Source organism: Endozoicomonas acroporae (assembly GCF_002864045.1).
In the GTDB taxonomy this organism is placed as follows: domain Bacteria; phylum Pseudomonadota; class Gammaproteobacteria; order Pseudomonadales; family Endozoicomonadaceae; genus Endozoicomonas; species Endozoicomonas acroporae.
Genome location: NZ_PJPV01000136.1, coordinates 1 through 17312 on the forward strand (window position 1 = coordinate 1; position 17312 = coordinate 17312).

The 17312-nt window shown below is 47.4% G+C and carries 23 protein-coding genes and 1 pseudogene; 13 read left to right on the top strand and 11 right to left on the bottom strand.

The window, feature by feature from the left end; translation table 11 throughout:
- Positions 1–147 precede the first annotated feature (147 nt).
- Positions 148–1191: an IS91 family transposase gene (locus tag CX664_RS18800; protein ID WP_101748217.1), complete on the bottom strand. Its 1044-nt coding sequence runs from the start codon at positions 1189–1191 to the stop codon at positions 148–150.
- Positions 1192–1403: 212 nt separating this feature from the next.
- Between CX664_RS18800 and CX664_RS18805 the strand changes: the two genes are divergently transcribed.
- A complete protein-coding gene (locus CX664_RS18805; RefSeq protein ID WP_146000147.1) occupies positions 1404–1730 on the top strand; it encodes a hypothetical protein in 327 nt (108 codons plus the stop codon).
- Between the two features lie 478 nt (positions 1731–2208).
- Here the strand turns inward: CX664_RS18805 and CX664_RS28280 are convergent, their stop codons facing one another.
- Positions 2209–2385: a group II intron maturase-specific domain-containing protein gene (locus CX664_RS28280; RefSeq protein ID WP_420810376.1), complete on the bottom strand. Its 177-nt coding sequence runs from the start codon at positions 2383–2385 to the stop codon at positions 2209–2211.
- A gap of 308 nt (positions 2386–2693) precedes the next feature.
- On the opposite strand from CX664_RS28280, the gene CX664_RS18815 reads away from it, so the two are divergent.
- The 5 genes from CX664_RS18815 to CX664_RS28285 all read left to right on the top strand — a co-directional run bounded on the left by CX664_RS18815 (position 2694) and on the right by CX664_RS28285 (position 4464).
- The gene (locus tag CX664_RS18815; RefSeq protein ID WP_101748220.1) at positions 2694–2951 is read left to right on the top strand and encodes a BrnT family toxin; all 258 of its coding nucleotides are present in this window, start codon (positions 2694–2696) and stop codon (positions 2949–2951) included.
- Positions 2941–3171 (top strand): type II toxin-antitoxin system BrnA family antitoxin, encoded by a 231-nt coding sequence (gene brnA, locus CX664_RS18820; protein WP_101748221.1) that lies wholly within the window; start codon positions 2941–2943, stop codon positions 3169–3171. The genes CX664_RS18815 and brnA overlap by 11 nt, the downstream gene beginning before the upstream one ends.
- A 237-nt stretch (positions 3172–3408) precedes the next feature.
- A complete protein-coding gene (locus CX664_RS26565) occupies positions 3409–3546 on the top strand; it encodes a hypothetical protein (RefSeq protein ID WP_180966549.1) in 138 nt (45 codons plus the stop codon).
- A gap of 58 nt (positions 3547–3604) precedes the next feature.
- Positions 3605–3808: a maturase gene (locus CX664_RS18825; protein WP_180966550.1), complete on the top strand. Its 204-nt coding sequence runs from the start codon at positions 3605–3607 to the stop codon at positions 3806–3808.
- Positions 3809–4155: 347 nt separating this feature from the next.
- Positions 4156–4464, top strand: coding sequence for a helix-turn-helix domain-containing protein (locus CX664_RS28285; RefSeq protein WP_420810375.1), 309 nt, complete (start codon positions 4156–4158; stop codon positions 4462–4464).
- On the opposite strand, the gene CX664_RS27570 is transcribed toward CX664_RS28285, so the two are convergent.
- The 3 genes from CX664_RS27570 to CX664_RS26570 form a co-directional block, all read right to left on the bottom strand.
- On the bottom strand, positions 4348–4728 hold the full coding sequence (locus CX664_RS27570) for a hypothetical protein (protein ID WP_146000148.1): 381 nt from the start codon (positions 4726–4728) through the stop codon (positions 4348–4350). The genes CX664_RS28285 and CX664_RS27570 overlap by 117 nt on opposite strands.
- A gap of 209 nt (positions 4729–4937) precedes the next feature.
- Positions 4938–5990 (bottom strand): IS91 family transposase, encoded by a 1053-nt coding sequence (locus CX664_RS18840; protein ID WP_101748225.1) that lies wholly within the window; start codon positions 5988–5990, stop codon positions 4938–4940.
- Positions 5987–6151 carry a hypothetical protein gene (locus tag CX664_RS26570; protein WP_180966551.1) on the bottom strand — a complete coding sequence of 55 codons (165 nt, stop codon included), beginning with the start codon at positions 6149–6151 and terminating at the stop codon, positions 5987–5989. The genes CX664_RS18840 and CX664_RS26570 overlap by 4 nt, the downstream gene beginning before the upstream one ends.
- A gap of 116 nt (positions 6152–6267) precedes the next feature.
- Between CX664_RS26570 and CX664_RS26575 the strand changes: the two genes are divergently transcribed.
- Positions 6268–6438 carry a hypothetical protein gene (locus tag CX664_RS26575; RefSeq protein WP_180966552.1) on the top strand — a complete coding sequence of 57 codons (171 nt, stop codon included), beginning with the start codon at positions 6268–6270 and terminating at the stop codon, positions 6436–6438.
- Positions 6439–6559: 121 nt separating this feature from the next.
- Here the strand turns inward: CX664_RS26575 and CX664_RS18845 are convergent, their stop codons facing one another.
- Positions 6560–7447 (bottom strand): transposase, encoded by an 888-nt coding sequence (locus CX664_RS18845; RefSeq protein ID WP_101748226.1) that lies wholly within the window; start codon positions 7445–7447, stop codon positions 6560–6562.
- A gap of 15 nt (positions 7448–7462) precedes the next feature.
- Here CX664_RS18845 and CX664_RS18850 point away from each other — a divergent pair, with 15 nt between their 5' ends.
- Positions 7463–7882, top strand: coding sequence for a hypothetical protein (locus tag CX664_RS18850; protein ID WP_146000149.1), 420 nt, complete (start codon positions 7463–7465; stop codon positions 7880–7882).
- A 372-nt stretch (positions 7883–8254) separates the two neighbouring features.
- Here CX664_RS18850 and CX664_RS18855 read toward each other — a convergent pair whose 3' ends face one another.
- Positions 8255–8548: a hypothetical protein gene (locus tag CX664_RS18855; protein ID WP_101748228.1), complete on the bottom strand. Its 294-nt coding sequence runs from the start codon at positions 8546–8548 to the stop codon at positions 8255–8257.
- Positions 8548–8784: a hypothetical protein gene (locus CX664_RS18860; RefSeq protein ID WP_146000150.1), complete on the bottom strand. Its 237-nt coding sequence runs from the start codon at positions 8782–8784 to the stop codon at positions 8548–8550. The genes CX664_RS18855 and CX664_RS18860 overlap by 1 nt, the downstream gene beginning before the upstream one ends.
- Positions 8785–8957: 173 nt before the next feature.
- On the opposite strand from CX664_RS18860, the pseudogene CX664_RS18865 reads away from it, so the two are divergent.
- The 3 genes and pseudogenes from CX664_RS18865 to CX664_RS18875 all read left to right on the top strand — a co-directional run bounded on the left by CX664_RS18865 (position 8958) and on the right by CX664_RS18875 (position 10953).
- A pseudogene (locus tag CX664_RS18865) lies at positions 8958–9838 on the top strand (IS982 family transposase).
- Positions 9839–9870: 32 nt separating this feature from the next.
- Positions 9871–10620, top strand: coding sequence for a hypothetical protein (locus tag CX664_RS18870; RefSeq protein ID WP_101748230.1), 750 nt, complete (start codon positions 9871–9873; stop codon positions 10618–10620).
- Between the two features lie 48 nt (positions 10621–10668).
- Positions 10669–10953 carry a hypothetical protein gene (locus CX664_RS18875; RefSeq protein WP_101748231.1) on the top strand — a complete coding sequence of 95 codons (285 nt, stop codon included), beginning with the start codon at positions 10669–10671 and terminating at the stop codon, positions 10951–10953.
- Between the two features lie 77 nt (positions 10954–11030).
- Here the strand turns inward: CX664_RS18875 and CX664_RS18880 are convergent, their stop codons facing one another.
- Positions 11031–12224 carry a tyrosine-type recombinase/integrase gene (locus CX664_RS18880; protein WP_180966553.1) on the bottom strand — a complete coding sequence of 398 codons (1194 nt, stop codon included), beginning with the start codon at positions 12222–12224 and terminating at the stop codon, positions 11031–11033.
- Between the two features lie 680 nt (positions 12225–12904).
- Here CX664_RS18880 and CX664_RS18885 point away from each other — a divergent pair.
- Entirely contained in the window at positions 12905–13414 is a 510-nt protein-coding gene (locus tag CX664_RS18885; protein ID WP_180966554.1) for a chorismate mutase, read from the top strand.
- Here CX664_RS18885 and CX664_RS18890 read toward each other — a convergent pair.
- Together CX664_RS18890 and CX664_RS18895 are read right to left on the bottom strand one after the other, a co-directional pair.
- Entirely contained in the window at positions 13411–13812 is a 402-nt protein-coding gene (locus CX664_RS18890; RefSeq protein WP_101748234.1) for a PPC domain-containing DNA-binding protein, read from the bottom strand. The two genes, CX664_RS18885 and CX664_RS18890, sit on opposite strands and share 4 nt — an antisense overlap.
- Before the next feature lie 92 nt (positions 13813–13904).
- On the bottom strand, positions 13905–14564 hold the full coding sequence (locus tag CX664_RS18895) for a 7-cyano-7-deazaguanine/7-aminomethyl-7-deazaguanine transporter (RefSeq protein WP_101748235.1): 660 nt from the start codon (positions 14562–14564) through the stop codon (positions 13905–13907).
- A gap of 392 nt (positions 14565–14956) precedes the next feature.
- On the opposite strand from CX664_RS18895, the gene CX664_RS18900 reads away from it, so the two are divergent.
- Positions 14957–17233 carry a penicillin acylase family protein gene (locus tag CX664_RS18900; RefSeq protein WP_180966555.1) on the top strand — a complete coding sequence of 759 codons (2277 nt, stop codon included), beginning with the start codon at positions 14957–14959 and terminating at the stop codon, positions 17231–17233.
- Positions 17234–17312: the final 79 nt, after the last annotated feature.

Sequence of the window (17312 nt, forward strand, 5' to 3'; positions counted from 1 at the left end):
CTGAATTGCCTGACTTTTTTCTGTATGGCAGCACCCATAATCGATCCGACGACGATGATTTAGTAAGGATCAATTTTAGTCGATAAATTGTGCGGGTGAGTTTTTATTGCCTCCTCTGTATGCTATGTGGCGGTGGAGCTCCAGGATTCAACGGGAATTGCTGGCAATGTGCTTCATCGCTGCGCCGCAATGCCTGCATTTGAATTGCGGACGAATCACGGGTTCTACTGCTTTGACCATGACGTGTAAAACCAGTTGTACCAGTGATAATTGTTTTTTTGCGTTGCTGTGTAAAAATCCATAATCCCGCGATCGTCGAAATCGCCTGGGTAATACATGTTTCAGTACCAGCCACAGGAAGTCTTCTCCTGGCAGGGTTCGCGTCTCTTTTTTGCCGGTTTCACTGTTGAGGTAAGAGAAGGTCACCTTTCCCCGTTTGCTGGCCAGGATGTTGTTGTCGCTGATCACGCCCCGGTACAGATACCGGGATAGATATTCAAGTGCCGGTAATCCTTTGCCCACCCGTTTGCAATTGACGGCCGACTCTTTGGGCAGCCTTGTTTTCAGGCTCGGTGATAGTAGTCCCTGTTCGTCCAGGGCGCGAAGGAGTCCGGTTCGAAAGACCATGGCCAGGTTCTTGCCATTGAAAAGATAGTGACCTGTGAGTTTGCGCCACTCTTTTCGTCGAGTATTGATTCCGCCACCGGGCACGACAAAGTGTATATGGGGATGGTAATCCAGCCGTCGGTTGTGGGTGTGCAGGACGCCGGTCATTCCCAGGTCAGCATCCAGTTTTTTGCTATTGGCTCCAAACTGTTTCAGGGTATCAGCCGCTGTTCTGAACAGTAAATCGTACACCTGTCGTTGATGTTGCCAAGCCAGAGCCCGCAGTTGCGCTGGTAAGGTGAAGGTCACCATAAAGTATTCAACGGGCAACAGTTTCTGTCTTTGCCGTTGCAACCATTCGCTGGTATCGGTGTTCTGACAGCGATTGCAGTGACGATGTCCACAGGACAATGGTTTTTGCTCCCGGAATTGGCAGCCGTTGCATTCCAGCAGCGTCATGCCTGAAGCCGGGGTTCGACAACCCCGTATGGCGTTGAGCGCTTTGAGTTGGCTGGGTAGAAGACGTTGACTGTATTTCTCCAGGAAACGGTCGGCATATTGATCGGCTATATCGGAGAGGTTCATTGGTCGTCTCCTTTCAAATCCAGCTCATATAAGCCGCGCCCAAGTGGTACAGATATCAGGAAGTATTGGAAATGGTGGGGTGGCTGGAATGAACGGTATTTTTTGCCGCGTTAGCGGCTTGGTTCAACAAGTGCGTGGTGTCGCCAGCAAGCTGGCTGGGACGCCGCTTGCGGAAGCGCCCCACACGCATGCGTTATACACATGAGCAAAATATGAACATAGAAAATATTTCAAAGCAGTTATCAAAAATACAAAATCCAAATAACTGGTCAAAAGAAATTGCTCACCTTTCATCAGAAGAAAAATCCCAATGTGTTGCGCTAGCTGAGCCTTTATGGGTTGAGAGAATGATCAGTAATGGGTATCTGCTTGTTCATCCAGATATTGCAAAAGAGCTTAAGCAGAATGAATGGAAGCCAAATCAACTTCACAGGAAAATGATATGGGCAAGTGTTCTCGTATCGATTGATGGTGAAACAAGCAAAGAACAATTCCAAGATATAAAAAAGAGATTGAAGAAAAAGTATGGTTTCGCTTGATGGGAAGATGTTTATAAAAGGTTAAAATCAACTTATGCAGCTAAAGATAGAATACGTAAAAACCAAAGTGAGATCGGGCCTGGATTAGCAATGATGGCTTCGAAGAGCACAGTTGTGTCATATGCACTTTATGAAGAAAAAAATGAAGCATTGAAAATGATTCCAAAAATATGAGCCTGAAGCACTGAGTCAACATGCGTATAAATCGGGTGGCCGGAGGATTCTAACCTCCAGCCCCCCACCCCACGTAGCGTGCGGGTTCGCACTACGCGATTCACCGAGGATGGTGAAACCTGATCTATAAGTCTTTCAGTGAAACAAGTCCAAGGTTTGCAAGAAAGCTGTCGTTCAATGACTGCTGCACTGCAAAGGTTTTGGCTAACCGGTAATACCCTTTGCTACTGGCTGCGATCGAGGCGGCTTTGATATGGTCAACGCCTAACTTGATCAGATTTATATAACGGGTTTTCGGCTTACGTCACTGCTTGATAAAACAGCAACGGATGCGCCGACGTATCCATTGGTCCAGTCGCGGTATGGGGCGGTAATATTCGGTTATCCTAAAATAACCCATCCAGCCCCTGATATATTTGGCAAGCTTTCGTAGTCGGTAATCCATTGACACTCCCCAGCTGCGGCTGGGGAGTTTGAGGATTTTTGCTTAAAGCGATGCAGGCCCTTTTGTGACCAGCGGATTCTCTTCCCTGTGAAGGTAAAACTCAGTAGCCCGGCTTCAGTGGCCTTTCACAACCTTGCTTTTAGTGGGGTTTGCTGTCAGCGATAGTCGGCGTTCAGCCAAACTGACAGCGACCGTCAAACAACTGCGCCGTCGAACGAGAGGCCATCCGATCTTACAGGTCATTACAGAGCTAAGAAAATCCCTGCTTGGCTGGGTGCTGCTATATCTATCATCAAAATGGTATATAATTGATACCTATATATAAGTTCAGGTGTCAAAAACACGTGTTTGAATATGATCAAAATAAAAGTATGGCTAATTTTGACAAGCATGGAATTGACTTCGATGAAGCTCAAAACTTATGGGAGGATGAGTCAAAAATTGTCTTTCCTGCAAGTCTTGCAGGAGAAGAACGATTCCTCATGATTGCACGGTATAAAGGTAAACACTGGACAGCAGTTTACACGCTACGAGGAGATAACATCAGGGTTATTTCAGTTCGTCGTTCCAGAACAAAGGAGATTACTTGCTATGAAAACTGAAGATTTCGACAAAGCCTTTGATGAAGGCAGCGATAAAATTGATGATGTAGTTCAGTGGGATAAAGGCCATCGGCCTGACCTTGATACAAAGCGTGTTAACATTGACTTCCCAATATGGATGATCAATGCCCTTGATAGAGAAGCAGCCAGGCTAGGGGTTGCTAGGCAAGCAATAGTAAAAACATGGATGGCTGAAAAATTAGATCAAACCCGGCGGTAAGAAGCAGCATAACGAATACTGACACAGGGGCAGTTCTGCGTGCCCGCAATGCAGAAGACCGAAAATTGCTCCTGCATTTTCGGCATACGGGCTATCCATAGCCCTATCAGCAGACGGCATACGACTGCATGGATGCAGGAGCTAGAGTAACGCAGGAGCAGTTACCGCGTAGGTGGTCTCTGGCCACTGAAGGCCAGAACAAATCGTGGAAAGTAATCATCGGGGAAGTGATTTCGGATGGCATCTGTTAGACAACTGTCGTTGTCTCTGGATACACCAGAGGGTGAACCGGAGGGAGACCCGATTGAACCACTCTTCACTGTAAAAAAGCATCTTTTGTTCATCTTTGATGTTGCGGGTACTGGACAGGAATAATCTGGTACGTGCACTGAAACAGGTTCAACATAATAAAGGAGCCGCAGGTATCGATGGCATGACCGTTGATGAACTTCCAGACTTCCTGAAACAACACTGGCCAAAGATTCGGCAGCAACTGGCAGAAGGAGCCTACCAACCCAGGCCCGTGCTGCGGGTGGAAATCCCAAAACCGGATGGCCGCAAACGCAAGCTGGGTATTCCTACCGTACTTGACCGACTGATACAGCAGACTATTGCCCAGATTATGCAGGAAGAGTGAGACAGCAAATTCCATAGGTTGAGTGGTAGTCCGACACTAACTCAAGCATTGCCGAATAGATATTTCAAGAACCTCGGGCTGCCAGAATTGGCGGCAAGATGAATACAGAGTAGATTTGAAACACCGTGCTACGTGATCCGTATGGCCGGTGTTGTGGGAGGAGCAGAGTTGTGAGACTCTGCCCTATCCCGATTATGTTCACCGACGCAGGCCGCATTGCGCAACTTGTTCTTTGATACTGTTCTTTAATCTTGTTTGTGTCGAGACCTCGATTATTTTGCCGCTTCATATCGAACAGCCCTATCGTGTATACGCCCCCCTTTTTAGCCTATTTTTTAACAGAGTCTATGTTTCTGACATGCAAGAAAAAACCCGGCTCAGACGGAGGTGGCACTCCTAACCGGGTTTCTCTCGAATCAACGAGCCGTCACTCAGCGAGTAATGGCTCAGGGGATAGTATAGCCATGATTTCGTTCGCGTACACAATCGGAGTGATGAGATTGTTGAGGGTGAAAATACTTACCGATGAGATGGCAAGCCTACTGCCAACTCAACGGCTGCTGCTGATTGTTTTGGCCACATTTGCCAACAGTGAAGGTGAGTGCTGGCCCAGTCAGAAAATCCTTGGTGATATGGTTGGCATAACCCGGCACTGAGTCAGTGAATGCTTGAAAAAACTTGAACAGGAACAGTTTATCGAAAGCATGTTCCGGCAAAATGCGACCGGCACTAAAACAAAAGCCTACCGAATGCTGTTCGAGCCCTTTGTCTTCAAACAAGTCACGGAAGATCACTACAACTGCTTCGGCCAGCGGATCGACGATCCTCGCATGATCGATACTTCCTGGGCAGAATAGCAAACATAAAAAAACGAATAAGGATAGATTGCGCCCAGCCGCAATCTTATCCTGTTGTTGCACAAGCCTGGGTTGAATTCTGGCGAGGAAGGTCTATTGAAGTTTACTTTTCTGGCGGATCTTGAAACAGAGCGTTTTTGCTTAACGCTATTTATTCAGGATGAGTGTCTCCCGACCACTGCATTACGGTAGTCTGGGGTATGTCATATCTGTCTGGCTGAGCTTACTTTTTCTCCCTGTTTGTGAATGGCGGTATTTGTTGCTGTGGCAACTCAGGTCGGTTTCAGGAAGCTGAACGCAATGTGCTTCATCGCTGCGCCGCAATGCCTGCATGTGAATTGCGGACGAATCACGGGTTCTACTGCTTTGACCATGACGTGTAAAACCAGTTGCACCAGTGATAATTGTTTTTTGGCGTTGCTGTGTAAAAATCCATAATCCCGCGATCGTCGAAATCGCCTGGGTAATACATGTTTCAGTACCAGCCACAGGAAGTCTTCTCCTGGCAGGGTTCGCGTCTCCTTTTTGCCGGTTTCACTGTTGAGGTAAGAGAAGGTCACCTTTCCCCGTTTGCTGGCCAGGATATTGTTATCGCTGATCACGCCCCGGTACAGATACCGGGATAGATATTCAAGTGCTGGTAATCCTTTGCCCACCCGTTTGCAATTGACGACCCACTCTTTGGGCAGCCTTGTTTTCAGGCTTAGTGATAGTAGTCCCTGTTCGTCCAGGGCGCGAAGGAGTCTGGCTCGAAAGACCATGGACAGACTCTTGCCATTGAAAAGATAGTGACCGGTGAGTTTGCGCCACTCTTTTCGTCGGGTATTGATGCCACCACCGAGCACTACAAAATGTATATGGGGATGGTAATCCAGCCGTCGGCTGTGGGTGTGCAGGACGCCGGTCATTCCCAGGTCAGCATCCAGTTTTTTGTCATTGGCTCCAAACTGTTTCAGGTTATCAGCCGCTGTTCTGAACAGTAAATCGTACACCTGTCGTTGATGTTGCCAAGCCAGAGCCCGCAGTTGCGCTGGTAAGGTGAAGGTCACCATAAAGTATTCAACGGGCAACAGTTTCTGTCTTTGCCGTTGCAACCATTCGCTGGTATCGGTGTTCTGACAGCGATTGCAGTGTCGATGTCCACAGGACAATGGTTTTTGTTCCTGGAATTGGCAGCCGTTGCATTCCAGCAGCGTCATGCCTGAAGCCGGGGTTCGACAACCCCGTATGGCGTTGAGCGCCTTGAGTTGGCTGGGTAGAAAACGTTGACTGTATTTCTCCAGGAAATGGTCTGCATATTGATCGGCTATATCGGAGAGGTTCATTGGTCGTCTCCTTTCAAATCCAGCTCATCAATCAGATGATTAATAATCCTGCGGGTATTCAGTTGGGTGGTTTCGGTTAACCGGGAGATGGCTGTGGTTTTTGGGCACATGTGCCCGAGCCAGCAATTCCCGACAACCATACGCCTTAAGTCGTATAACATTGTATTATCCAAGCATAATATATACGCGAAGGCCGACTTTTGACATCACATAAGGCATGACTACACCTTAACCAACCTGCCCTCTAAAACAGATTGCTTAATAGCCGGTGACAGTCATGCCTGAAGAAGAGTTTATCATTAATGTCTTTTGTCTGATTGATGATTTATTCCAAAAGCTTTTTCCCACACCTATACGTACTCGTGGCTATGAGCCCAAGCTCAGTGATAGCGAGGTTATTACCATTGAAATAGTGCAGCAATTCCCGGCAACTATACGTCTTGGGTAGTATAATATTGTATTATCCAAGCAGAATATTTATGGATGAAATACCCCACTCCGTATGAAGACAGAGTTCCTGATTACTTTGTAGACACACCGAACACTGAAAACACAAGAATACTGAGAGGCTAAGTTGTATCCACCATAAGCGTTTTCAGGCTGATACTCTTACCCACAGTTATTGCTGTTAACAGTTCGGTCCATGAGCCGATAATAAACCAGTCAAACAGCCCCCTTATCCCATGCCAGAGCGATTTTTTTGATTTCGATACCGACAACGCTTTTTGGAAAAGAGGGCAGGCAAGCTGCTCTATCTGATCAATGAGAAAAGCGGTAAATGTCAAGCTGGCAAAGTTTGTCGCCAGATGCATCTCTCCGTGCCCGTAATTGTGTTCCAGGTTGTACCCTTGTGTTTTCAGTGTGTTAAACGTTTCGTTCTCAATTTTCCACTTGGCGCGTGCTCCTCGCATGACTTTGGTCACGTTTTCAAGGGTAATGTAAATATCAGTAACCCAAGTGTTGGTGTATTTCTTTCCTTTGGGACTGATTTCTACGTACTCAAGGTAGTTGACCAATATCTCTTTATGAGACTTATTGATGGGAACTCCATTGACGAACCGGAACCAGTGTCGATAGCCATCTTCGTCGGTATACCCATGGCGAACAACATTGTTCGCTATGTCCAGCTCATCCACTTCTTCATAAAGTGATAGGTGACTGGTGTCCTTCGCAACCATGATGAAGCTGTAGTTATAGGATTTAACCAGCTTTATCGTGGGTCCATCGGAGTATAAATCGTCAAAGTTGAGCACCAGTTTCAGGTGCGGGTGCTCTCTGGCAATGTTCGCCAGAAGTCTTTTGAGAGCTGTTTGCTCACAGTCGTTTTTTGAGGCATCTACCTGCTGAATGATGGGTTCCGGCATCAAAGGTAGTACTTCCTTCTTACCCGGTTTAACCAGACAGCAAGCCAGCAACTGATGGTAGTACTGGGGATTTTTGCTATCCGGTTTTTTCACACAGCACTCAGGGCAATGGATGGTTCCAGAAGCAAAATGCCCTGTTCCATCAATAGGAGCGAGATAACCTTCCTCAAAATACTCAAATTGTTTGAGTCAGCCGGAGCGCTGAACATAGGCAAACAAAATGGTAAAAAACTTCCGAAAATAGCGGGCCTCAATGGGGTCAAGCAGTTCACGAAGGCGCGAATCACTGGGAACTTGCTCAACACCATAAAGGGATTTCAGGTTATGGAGCTTATCAGCATCATTCAGGCAGTCTTGGTCAAACTTAAGCAACGATGGATATTTCAGATGCATGACAGCAAGACCGCACATGACGGCATCATGCAGAGAGATTTTCGCATGGTTGTTTTTTGGTCAAAAATCCGGAATCTTTGCAGCTTCTTTCGAGACCAGCGAGATCAATTTTTCAGCAAGCGCTTTATTCTTTGATAGAGGCACAATAACACGACAGTAATAGTATATATGCCAAATAATATACTAAAAGTCTGCGATTGCAGGAATAGCTACTTTCCCTCTAACCCTTGATATCATTGATGGTAATCAATTTATCGGGAATTGCTGACAATCGGTTCTTCCAAGTCCAAGTTAGCCGCATTCTTTTTTACGAAGCTGATCGGTTCAATTCTCATCACTCTGCCTCCTGTTTATGGCCTAAATATAGTCCATATATAGATCTTTTACTATCGGGTGTGGCTGGTCACTCTTGTCGGCTTTTACGGTTTTGATCATCGGCATTGTACTGGCCGTGCTGTGCATTATGAGGGTGCGATGGCGCTCTGTGCTTTGAAGAACCGGTAACCTTTAATCCGTCAGTCCGTGATTTATACGAAGCAGGGCTGTCAGATTCTCCAGTGAAGGGCCATGACCTTCAGCCAGCTCAGGAATGTTCAAGCCGGAAAGGCGCTTATCGAATGACTGCTGCTTGTCATAATCGTGGAAACTGGCGTCGATCACCTGAGACTTCCAGTAGAGTGGTTGTGGATCGTAGTCGCCATAGCCGTAGTCAAAAAAATCGACAGTACGCTGGCGCAGATTGATTTTGACCCGTTCACGAAGCATGGGGATGGGCTGGGTTGCAAAACCCTCGTAGGTCATCAGGGGCAGTTTGCCGGAACGGATATGAATTTTACCAGGTCTACGCCATCGGTTTCTGAAAAGAGCTGTGTGGCACAACCGGCATAGATTCTTAACGGGGGCGGCAGGTCATTAATAAAACGACTATGGATAATCAGTGAGTGACTGTCGTTAAGAATACTGGCTGGTAACTGCTGATGGGCCAGTTCGCACATCTGGTCAATAAGGTTGGGCTCTGAGGGAGAACAGCAGCCCACGAGCCTCTGCAACGGCTGTTTTGTAATCACCAAAGAAGGCTTTGATGTCTCTTTTCAGAGGGTCTGGCATGTGTTTGTAAATAACGTGAATTCGACGTAAAAAAGACAAGGAGCCTCCGGACTGCTTAGCTATCTTTCAGATACCAAACCATAGACAGCTAACTGGAGGCCCCATGTCTATGACCAGTGTATTCTGTGATATCGATGATTTCTGCCTGATTTTTGAACCAGAATGGCATAAACGACTTATCTGTAATGCTAATAAGCCTCCAGTTATATCGAAATTGTCGCTCAGTGAAATAATGACCATCATCATTCATTTCCACCAGAGTGCATTTCGGGATTTCAAGCATTATTACCTGAATCTCATCTTAAATATAAGTCTGACTGCTTCCCGAACCTGGTTTCTTACAATCGTTTTGTAGAACTGATGAAACAGGCCTTGATTCCATTGACTGTATATCTCAAGACCCAATGTATGGGGCAGCCCACTGGCTTATCATTCATTGACTCTACGCCAATTGTCGTTTGTGATAATCACCGGATAAACAGCCATAAGGTGTTCTCTGAAGAAGCTAAGCGAGGAAAGACGTCCACTGGCTGGAAATTTGGTTTCAAGCTTCATCTTGTTATTAACCATCTTGGGGAAATTCTGTCGTTTTGTGTGACAACCGCTAATACAGATGACCGTAAGCCTGTGCCTGATCTCGTTGAAGAGTTAACGGGCTGGCTTTATGGTGACAAGGGATACATATCAGAGAAATTAGTTGCTTGGTTAAAAGAAAAAGGTCTGAATCTGATAACGAAGGTTCGGAAAAATATGAAGCCAAAAGAGCTGAGAGCCTTTGATAAAGCGATGTTGCGAAAACGGGCTGTGATTGAGAGTGTTAACGACCAGTTGAAGAATATTTCACAGATAGAGCATACTCGGCACCGCTCACCCTTCAATTTTGCGGTGAATCTGATAGCTGGACTAATCGCTTTTACCCGACAGCCCAGAAAGCCTCATATTGATGTAACAGCACTGACCGAAGGTTTGCCTATGGCTTTCTGAGCATCGAACTCACGTTATGAAAAGGAATTCATATGAACCCAATAATCCGCGAGTATGTTTATGCCTATGCTGTGGAGGTGGACTGGGGTGATTTATTTCCAGTTCGATCAAAAGTGGCGGCAGCACTGAACAGTGTATTCCCGGCCGTTGTTGGTAACCAGGTTTCTTGCCATGGTTATATTCGCAAAGATCATGACTGTATCCTGAGCTATCAGGAAGCACTTAAACGGATGAAAAAGGTGAGGGTATCTGCGCCGCTGAGAACGAAACTTATCCAGGTGGCCCAGAGTAGGGATTACTATTTTGCCGACGAAGCGCCGGTACTGGATATTTATGTGACGCTTGATGGCAGCCCGGTAACAGTCATCAATGATGATGGCGAGTGCTGTTTTCCGACCCCATTTCCCCTGGCTACCTGGAAGCGAATTACTGAGACGATGCAGCCAGAGGCGTATGCCCGGGCGAGCTGGCCCAAACGGCGCAGGATGATTTTGAATACCATCAGGCACAATCTTGGATTTTACGATTGTTATTCAGAGATGATGGGCAATGAGAGTGCCATGCGCCTTTTTGTGGATTATATAAAACGGTTTTTTCCAGAACTGGTGACAGGGCTCTCTGATTTTCTGGATAAAAAAGCGCATCATGGCCTTGTGCCTGCCAAATCCGTGAAAAATACTGAGGTTGATGATGAAACCTGTGAAAACGTTGTGCGACGGCACATCCATCAGGTTGATTTGTACGATATGACTTATGATGCGTTTTCTGATGTGTTTGAATAATGCGACTCGTCTATAATCCTGGTTCTCGAGGATCCAGGAGTTACTCCGGTGTTTAGCAATATCGTTTTGGTTGTTTTTATACTAATCGACCTTTGGCTATGGCTGGGCATTATTTCATCGGCACGGGAATCTGGCATGGTTATTCCACCGATGGTCGCAGTAGCGCTGTGTATGCTGATGCTTCTTGTTGGAGTGCTCCTGTCAGGGATTGCTTATTACCATCTGCTTTGGCTGTCGCTACTGATTATTCCCGGTAGTTTTCTATTGCTGACAACACGGAATGGGCTTTCTTTATTGATGGCCTTGTCGGTCATTTTTATGAAGAAACAATGATGAATTTTGGGGAGTTTTGCCATATCAAAATCAATAGACTCGGTGATCTGCCTAACTCGCATCCGTAAGTGCTAACCTCAATAACCCGCTAATCCCGAAATTGCCAGATGCTGTCGCTCCGGGCTGGTGTGCAGGTACTTGGCGGTGATATCCAGTGACTCATGCCCCATCAGCTCCTGAATTGTTACCAGATCCACCCGAAGTTCTGCCAGCCGGGTGCCGAAGGTGTGGCGCAAGCCATGGAAATCGATTTTTCCGGTGAGTCCTGCTGCTTCTCGGGCTTTATACCAGCGACGGTCAATAAATTTATCACAGGCCCGCTGGCCGGAATTATTGGGAAACACCAGGTTGGTGTAACCGGTCTGATCAAGCCAGTCGTTCAGTATGGTAGTCGATACGTCGTTCAGTGGAATGTAACGAGTCTGCAGTGATTTGGTGCGGGTCTTCTTTTTCTGGTGATTTTGCCCATCGGAATGGTCGCCCATACCCACTACGGTTATTATGCCGGATGCAAAATCAATGTCGTTTACCTTCAGGTTGAGCAGTTCGCCTTTGCGCATTCCGGTATGAATGGCAACGATCACCAGTGGCCTGAGCAGGTCAGCAAACGAGCCATTATGCTGGCCATCCAGTTCTCGTCGGTATACATCATATTCATCCAGACCGGCCATTAGCTGTTGTTCATATTTCCGGGTCAGATATTTGATCTTCTTGCTCTTCTTGCTCTTGTCTTCCTTGAGTCGCTTTACTTCGGACATCGGTGTTTTATCAATATAGCCAGCTGCGACGGCTTTGGTCAGAATGCCCCGAAGATCATTCATAATGCGATTACCGCCGGAAGGGGCTCCCGGATAGTTGTTTAGCCATTTTTTCATTTCAAAGGCAGTGATATGAGACATGGGCTTATCCAGCCACTTTGAGAAATGCCTTTTTATATTCTTCTGTGCAACATCCGCTGTCTCCTCCGGGGTCACGCTCCGGTAATCACCCTCCATAAAAGCCCGCAGGGTATTTTGCCTCTGCTTCTCAACTTCCTTCCGCCGTTCCCGTTTTTGTTCCTGGGGATCATTACCGGTTGCCACCTCACCAGCTGATGCCCTGGCCATTGTTCGCGCCTGCTCGACGGTGATCTCTCCGTGCCTGCCCAGAGGATGCTTGCGGTTGGTTCCGGTAACGGGGGATTTGTACTCGTAATAGAAAAACTTGCCGGTTTTCTTCTGCTGACAGGAGAACCCCCGGATCTCATTATCCCTGAGGGTTTTCTCACTCATTTTTGATACACTGCTTTCAGTGATCTTCTTTATCATCTCTACGCAACTCCCAAGACTATTCTTATCTGATTCGGACAGAATTCGGATTCTGAATACTCAAACCGTATCACATTATTTTTGGTATGGATTTACAATTAGCGTGAAATGCCAGTGATAGCAAGGGTTGTAGCGTTGTTCGTTTTATACTCTATAGTACTAAGTGGCAGGCTTTTACTTTGTCCTCCTCCTCATGTAAGAGTAGGTCATCGCCAGGCACCATCTTTACCTTGAGTCCGCTCAAGGATGAGAACCCCGATAGAGCAATCTGTCGGGGTTTTTGCATTGTGCTCTGTAAATATTCACTTCAGAATAATAAGTTAAAACGTCCTATCAATCCCTTTCTTTTCAGCCTGATGCTGTTAGTCCTTTCCTGAGTCTGAGAAGCTGTCAGCTTTGCCTGAAGCTGCTAGACTTTTCGACTTGCGTTCGCCACTACTGAACATTCCAGATTAACAGCGCTTTCAATTCATCAAATTAGGCTTTGTCTCAAGCACTGTTGGTTCCAGCAGATATTTATAGGTATTGGGTTAAATATGAGCTGGGTGTCACTGGCTGAATCAAGGGAATGAAACTGGTTCAAAGCTCTGAGGATTGTTGGGGAAGTATGAAGCTTTTAGTAGCTAGTAGCCGGGTTGCTCTGTTTGGCGCTCTCCACCTTGGCGGTTGCAGATACAATGTCGAATGGAATCTTTCAGTTAATCAACCAGCGGTTGAACTATATGCAGGATGTCGCCTTATTTAAAGCCAGGAACCATCGTGCGGTCGAAGATCTGGCCAGAGAACAGCAGGTGCTAGAGAAGGCATTGATCAATGCGCAGCAGGCAGGTTTACAACCGGACTCTATTGCTGATTTCTTTCAGGCACAGATGGATGCTGCCAAGGCGATTCAATATCGCTATATGGCTGACTGGTTATCTACACATCCTGAACATAGTGAATATCGGGATTTAGCTTCTGAGGTCAGGCCAAAGATTTTGGCGCTTGGTGATGAAATTGTGGTGAGAATCAGCGAATACCTGAAAGATGGAGGGGCTTTTGACAATAAACAGCAGAAAGACTTTGTCAGAACAGTGAATACCTGGCATCTATCGGAAAACGATAAAAAGAAAATGTTTGAAAGCCTTCAGATGATACGTCTAATCAAAAACTAGTGCTTATCAATAACAAGTTCCGTGTAGCCTGTGGATGGATCAAAAGCCCTTGAGAAGCTCAGCTGTGGATAACTGTGAATAATCACCTCAGCAGTACTATCAACGATATTTCCTTCTAGCAGGTGTCCTCCAAAAACATGCCCTTTGGCATCAGCCACAGCCATGTGGATATGCTGATGATCCGGTGTCAACGTTCCCATGACAGAGACGATTTCAAAAGAGCCCTCAGTAACTAACGTCGTTTCTGCGCCAGCAAGACGAAGGTTTATTCTGGACAGACTGCCAACACAGGATACCAGTGAACCTGCAGAAATCCGGTGCTTGTTAACCAGTTCCTGCACGGCTGTTTTCAGGTCAGCGCCCTGAGTAAGGCGATTGGCTATTACGGAAATACTCATTGCTTTATATCCCCCGATCTCCCAATCAGCTTATCTTTCTCAGGATTTATGTAAAGCCCCGTTAAACGGGGCTTTGCTTTATACGCAGGCTTTTATGCAGCCTGTTGAGAGTTCATTTGCATGGGTACATTCAACCTGTTCACCAGGAAGTTCAGCAACACGCCATACATAGGCAGGAAGAACAGCATGCTGATGGCCAGCTTGTAGCCGTAGTCCACCAGGGCAATTTCCATCCAGTGTGCTGCCATGAAGGGGTCTGATGAACCGGCAAAGGCCAGACTGAAGAAGCTGAGGGTATCAATCAGGTTGCCAGCAATGGTTGAACAGGCCGGAGCTACCCACCACATGGCATTTTGGCGCAAACGGTTGAAAACGGTGATATCCAGAATCTGGCCAATCAGGTATGCCGCAAAGCTGGCAACGGCAATTCTGGCGACAAAGGCATTAACGCTGGCCAGGCTTGCCAATCCCTGAAAGGTTCCATCCACGAACATGACTGACACCAGGTAGGAGATCAGCAGAGCCGGGAACATGGCGGTAAATATGATCTTCCGGGCCTGCTCAGACCCGTAGATCCTTACGGTCAGGTCCGTGGCCAGGAAAATAAACGGAAAGGTGAATGCTCCCCAGGTGGTGTGCATACCAAAGAATTGAAACGGTATTTGTACCAGATAGTTACTGGCAGTGATGGTCACGATATGAAATATCGATAATAAAAGCAGAATGTTCAGGCCGCGATTGCTGGTTTGCATGGCAAGTCCTTTTTAGTTGAGGTGAGGGAACTCAGGCGCAGTACCAATTATTAGTACGTTAGCACCATTAAAAATGAGCAGTATTCTATCGGGATTTACAACGTTGGACCAAGTGATAATTTTTGCAGGCGTATGATGCTGTTTTGATCAGGGCTGACGATGTATCTCGAGCATTTGTATGCGACCAGTCTTTCTGGTATGGGTTTTATGAATCCATGGGCAGCCTGATAAAACTGTGCTATTTTTTCCAACCACATAATAACAACAATGGAGTAGTATCAATGCTGATCTGGTTAAGGAGAGGCTTTTTTCTCCTTGTATCAATATCCCTGCTGATCATTCTTACGGCGTTTGTTCTTCTTCGACAAAGTCTCCCCATGTTGGAGGGTGAAGTGAAGACTCCCTTCCTGAATGCTGCGGTTACGATTGAGCGAGATGCTCAGGGTGTTCCCCTGATATCCGGCAGTGATCGTATGGATGTTGCCTTTGCTACCGGTTATCTCCATGCCCAGGAACGATTTTTTCAGATGGATTTGAATCGGCGCAATTCTGCGGGTGAACTGTCTGAACTGGTGGGTGAACTGGCGCTGGATCACGATAAACGTCAGAGAAAACATCGTTTCCGCAAGGTCGCTCAGCAGGCGGTTGAGATTATGAGCGCTGAACATCAGGCTCTTTTGAATGCCTATACCGATGGTGTCAATCATGGCCTGAAAGATCTTGGACAGAAGCCTTTTGAATATCTGTTGCTGGGTGTGGAGCCTGAGCCCTGGAAAAGCGAAGACTCTTTTCTGTCGATCTTCAGCATGTACATGGATCTCAATGATGATGAAGTAAAACTGGATAACCTGAAAGGCTTCCTCAGTCGTGTAACCGTACCTGCTGTTATCGATTTTCTTTCGCCACTGAAAACCCGCTGGGACTCACCAATGCAGCCTGGTGAGTTGCCGGATGTGCCAACCCCGGGGGCAGAGCTGGTTGACCTGCGCAGCAAAGAGGCAGAGCTCTTTGCCAATCTGGGTGGAACGACGCTGGAAGACAGTCTTATTGGCAGTAACAACTGGGCGGTATCCGGAGAGTTAACGGACCATGGTGGGGCCATCATTCAGGATGATATGCACTTGAGCCATCGGGTGCCCACCATCTGGTATCGGGCTTCTTTGAGTTATCCACACCCGGACCAGCCAGAGGACAGGGTCAGTATTACCGGAGTCACATTACCGGGCACACCGTTTATTGTGGTTGGCAGCAATACCCATATCGCCTGGGGCTTTACCAATACGGCTGGTGACTGGGTTGATCTGGTGGAGCTGGATATTGATGATGGCCAGTACATGACCAATGATGGCCCGAAATCCCTTGAACGCTGGACTGAAACCATCCATATCAAAGACCAAGAGCCGGTTGTCGTTGACTATTCAGGCACCCATTGGGGGCCGGTGGTTGATTCGGCCTACGACGATACGCAATATGCCCTGCGCTGGACTGCCCATCGTCCGGAGGCGACCAATGTTAACCTGGTAAGCCTGGAAGTTGCCCGCAATGCAGAACAGGGAATGGCCATTGCCAACCGCAGTGGAATTCCACCCCAGAACTTTACGGTGGGTGACCGTGAAGGCAATATTGGCTGGACCGTTGCCGGACAGATTCCAGACCGTTCAGGTATCGATTCCACTTACCCACTGCCCTGGCAGCAGGCTGATGATAACTGGGACAGCTGGCTTCCGGATGTGCATTATCCTCGCGTATATAACCCTGCGGATCAACGAGTCTGGACTGCCAATGCCCGTATCGTAAGCGGAGCAGACTACGACAAGATGGGCAACGGGGGTTATGCCCTCGGCCCCCGGCAGATACAGATTCGTGATGCGCTGATGGCACTTGAGCGTGCTGATGAACAGGCGTTGCTGGAGATTGCCCTGGATCATCGTGCTCTCTATATGGATAACTGGCGGCGGTTGTTGCTGGATACACTCACTGAAGACGTGATGGCGGGGAACCTTTCCCGGCAGACGTTTTATCGCTATGTGAACAACTGGTCTGGCAAGGCTGCCACTGACGACGTTGGTTACCGTTTGGTCCGTGAGTATAAAGATGCGCTTAAACTGAAGATCATGTCATCACTGGGGCGCTACTTTCTGTCCCTCTCTCCAGAAGCCAAAGAGGATGTAGAAGATGGCTTTATGCAGAAGTTAAACCATGAAAGCGAGATGATATGGCGTCTTCTGGAAGAACGTCCGCTACATTGGTTGAGTCCTCAGTACGAAAATTGGGATGAGTTGCTGATCGAAACCGTGGATCAGGTGGTGAGTGATCTGGGAGGCGTAGATCAGCTGGGCAATGCCACCTGGGGACAGAGAAATACCGCTGATATCCGCCACCCATTGAGTGGTGCCATTCCTGTCTTTGGCAGACTGCTGGAGATGCCCGCCGTACCTCTCTCTGGCGATGTCTGGATGCCCAGGGCCCAGCGTGCCGATCAAGGGGTATCTGAGCGGCTGGTGGTGTCTCCCGGGCGTGAAGATGAAGCTATATTTCATATGCCGGGTGGTCAGAGTGGTCACCCGCTCTCTCCTTTCTTTAGCGCAGGCTATATGGACTGGGTGGAAGGGAAGGCCAGTCCGTTCTTACCGGGTGATGCAAAATATACCCTGACCCTGACGCCTTAAATAACCTTAAGTTTGTCCTGATAACGGTCTTTCCGATGAAGTGACAGGCCCATCAGGGCAAAGCTGGCAAATTAGATGG

Coding starts and splice junctions, on each gene's coding strand:
- CX664_RS18850 (WP_146000149.1), top strand. CDS start 7,463: ATGGATGGTTCCAGAAGCAAAATGCCCTGTTCCATCAATAGGAGCGAG.
- CX664_RS26575 (WP_180966552.1), top strand. CDS start 6,268: ATGCCTGAAGAAGAGTTTATCATTAATGTCTTTTGTCTGATTGATGAT.
- CX664_RS18825 (WP_180966550.1), top strand. CDS start 3,605: ATGACCGTTGATGAACTTCCAGACTTCCTGAAACAACACTGGCCAAAG.
- brnA (WP_101748221.1), top strand. CDS start 2,941: ATGAAAACTGAAGATTTCGACAAAGCCTTTGATGAAGGCAGCGATAAA.
- CX664_RS18805 (WP_146000147.1), top strand. CDS start 1,404: ATGAACATAGAAAATATTTCAAAGCAGTTATCAAAAATACAAAATCCA.
- CX664_RS26570 (WP_180966551.1), bottom strand. CDS start 6,151: ATGTTATACGACTTAAGGCGTATGGTTGTCGGGAATTGCTGGCTCGGG.
- CX664_RS18800 (WP_101748217.1), bottom strand. CDS start 1,191: ATGAACCTCTCCGATATAGCCGATCAATATGCCGACCGTTTCCTGGAG.
- CX664_RS26565 (WP_180966549.1), top strand. CDS start 3,409: ATGGCATCTGTTAGACAACTGTCGTTGTCTCTGGATACACCAGAGGGT.
- CX664_RS18890 (WP_101748234.1), bottom strand. CDS start 13,812: ATGAGTATTTCCGTAATAGCCAATCGCCTTACTCAGGGCGCTGACCTG.
- CX664_RS18855 (WP_101748228.1), bottom strand. CDS start 8,548: ATGACCTACGAGGGTTTTGCAACCCAGCCCATCCCCATGCTTCGTGAA.
- CX664_RS18870 (WP_101748230.1), top strand. CDS start 9,871: ATGAACCCAATAATCCGCGAGTATGTTTATGCCTATGCTGTGGAGGTG.
- CX664_RS18840 (WP_101748225.1), bottom strand. CDS start 5,990: ATGAACCTCTCCGATATAGCCGATCAATATGCAGACCATTTCCTGGAG.
- CX664_RS28285 (WP_420810375.1), top strand. CDS start 4,156: ATGTTTCTGACATGCAAGAAAAAACCCGGCTCAGACGGAGGTGGCACT.
- CX664_RS18895 (WP_101748235.1), bottom strand. CDS start 14,564: ATGCAAACCAGCAATCGCGGCCTGAACATTCTGCTTTTATTATCGATA.
- CX664_RS18880 (WP_180966553.1), bottom strand. CDS start 12,224: ATGAGTGAGAAAACCCTCAGGGATAATGAGATCCGGGGGTTCTCCTGT.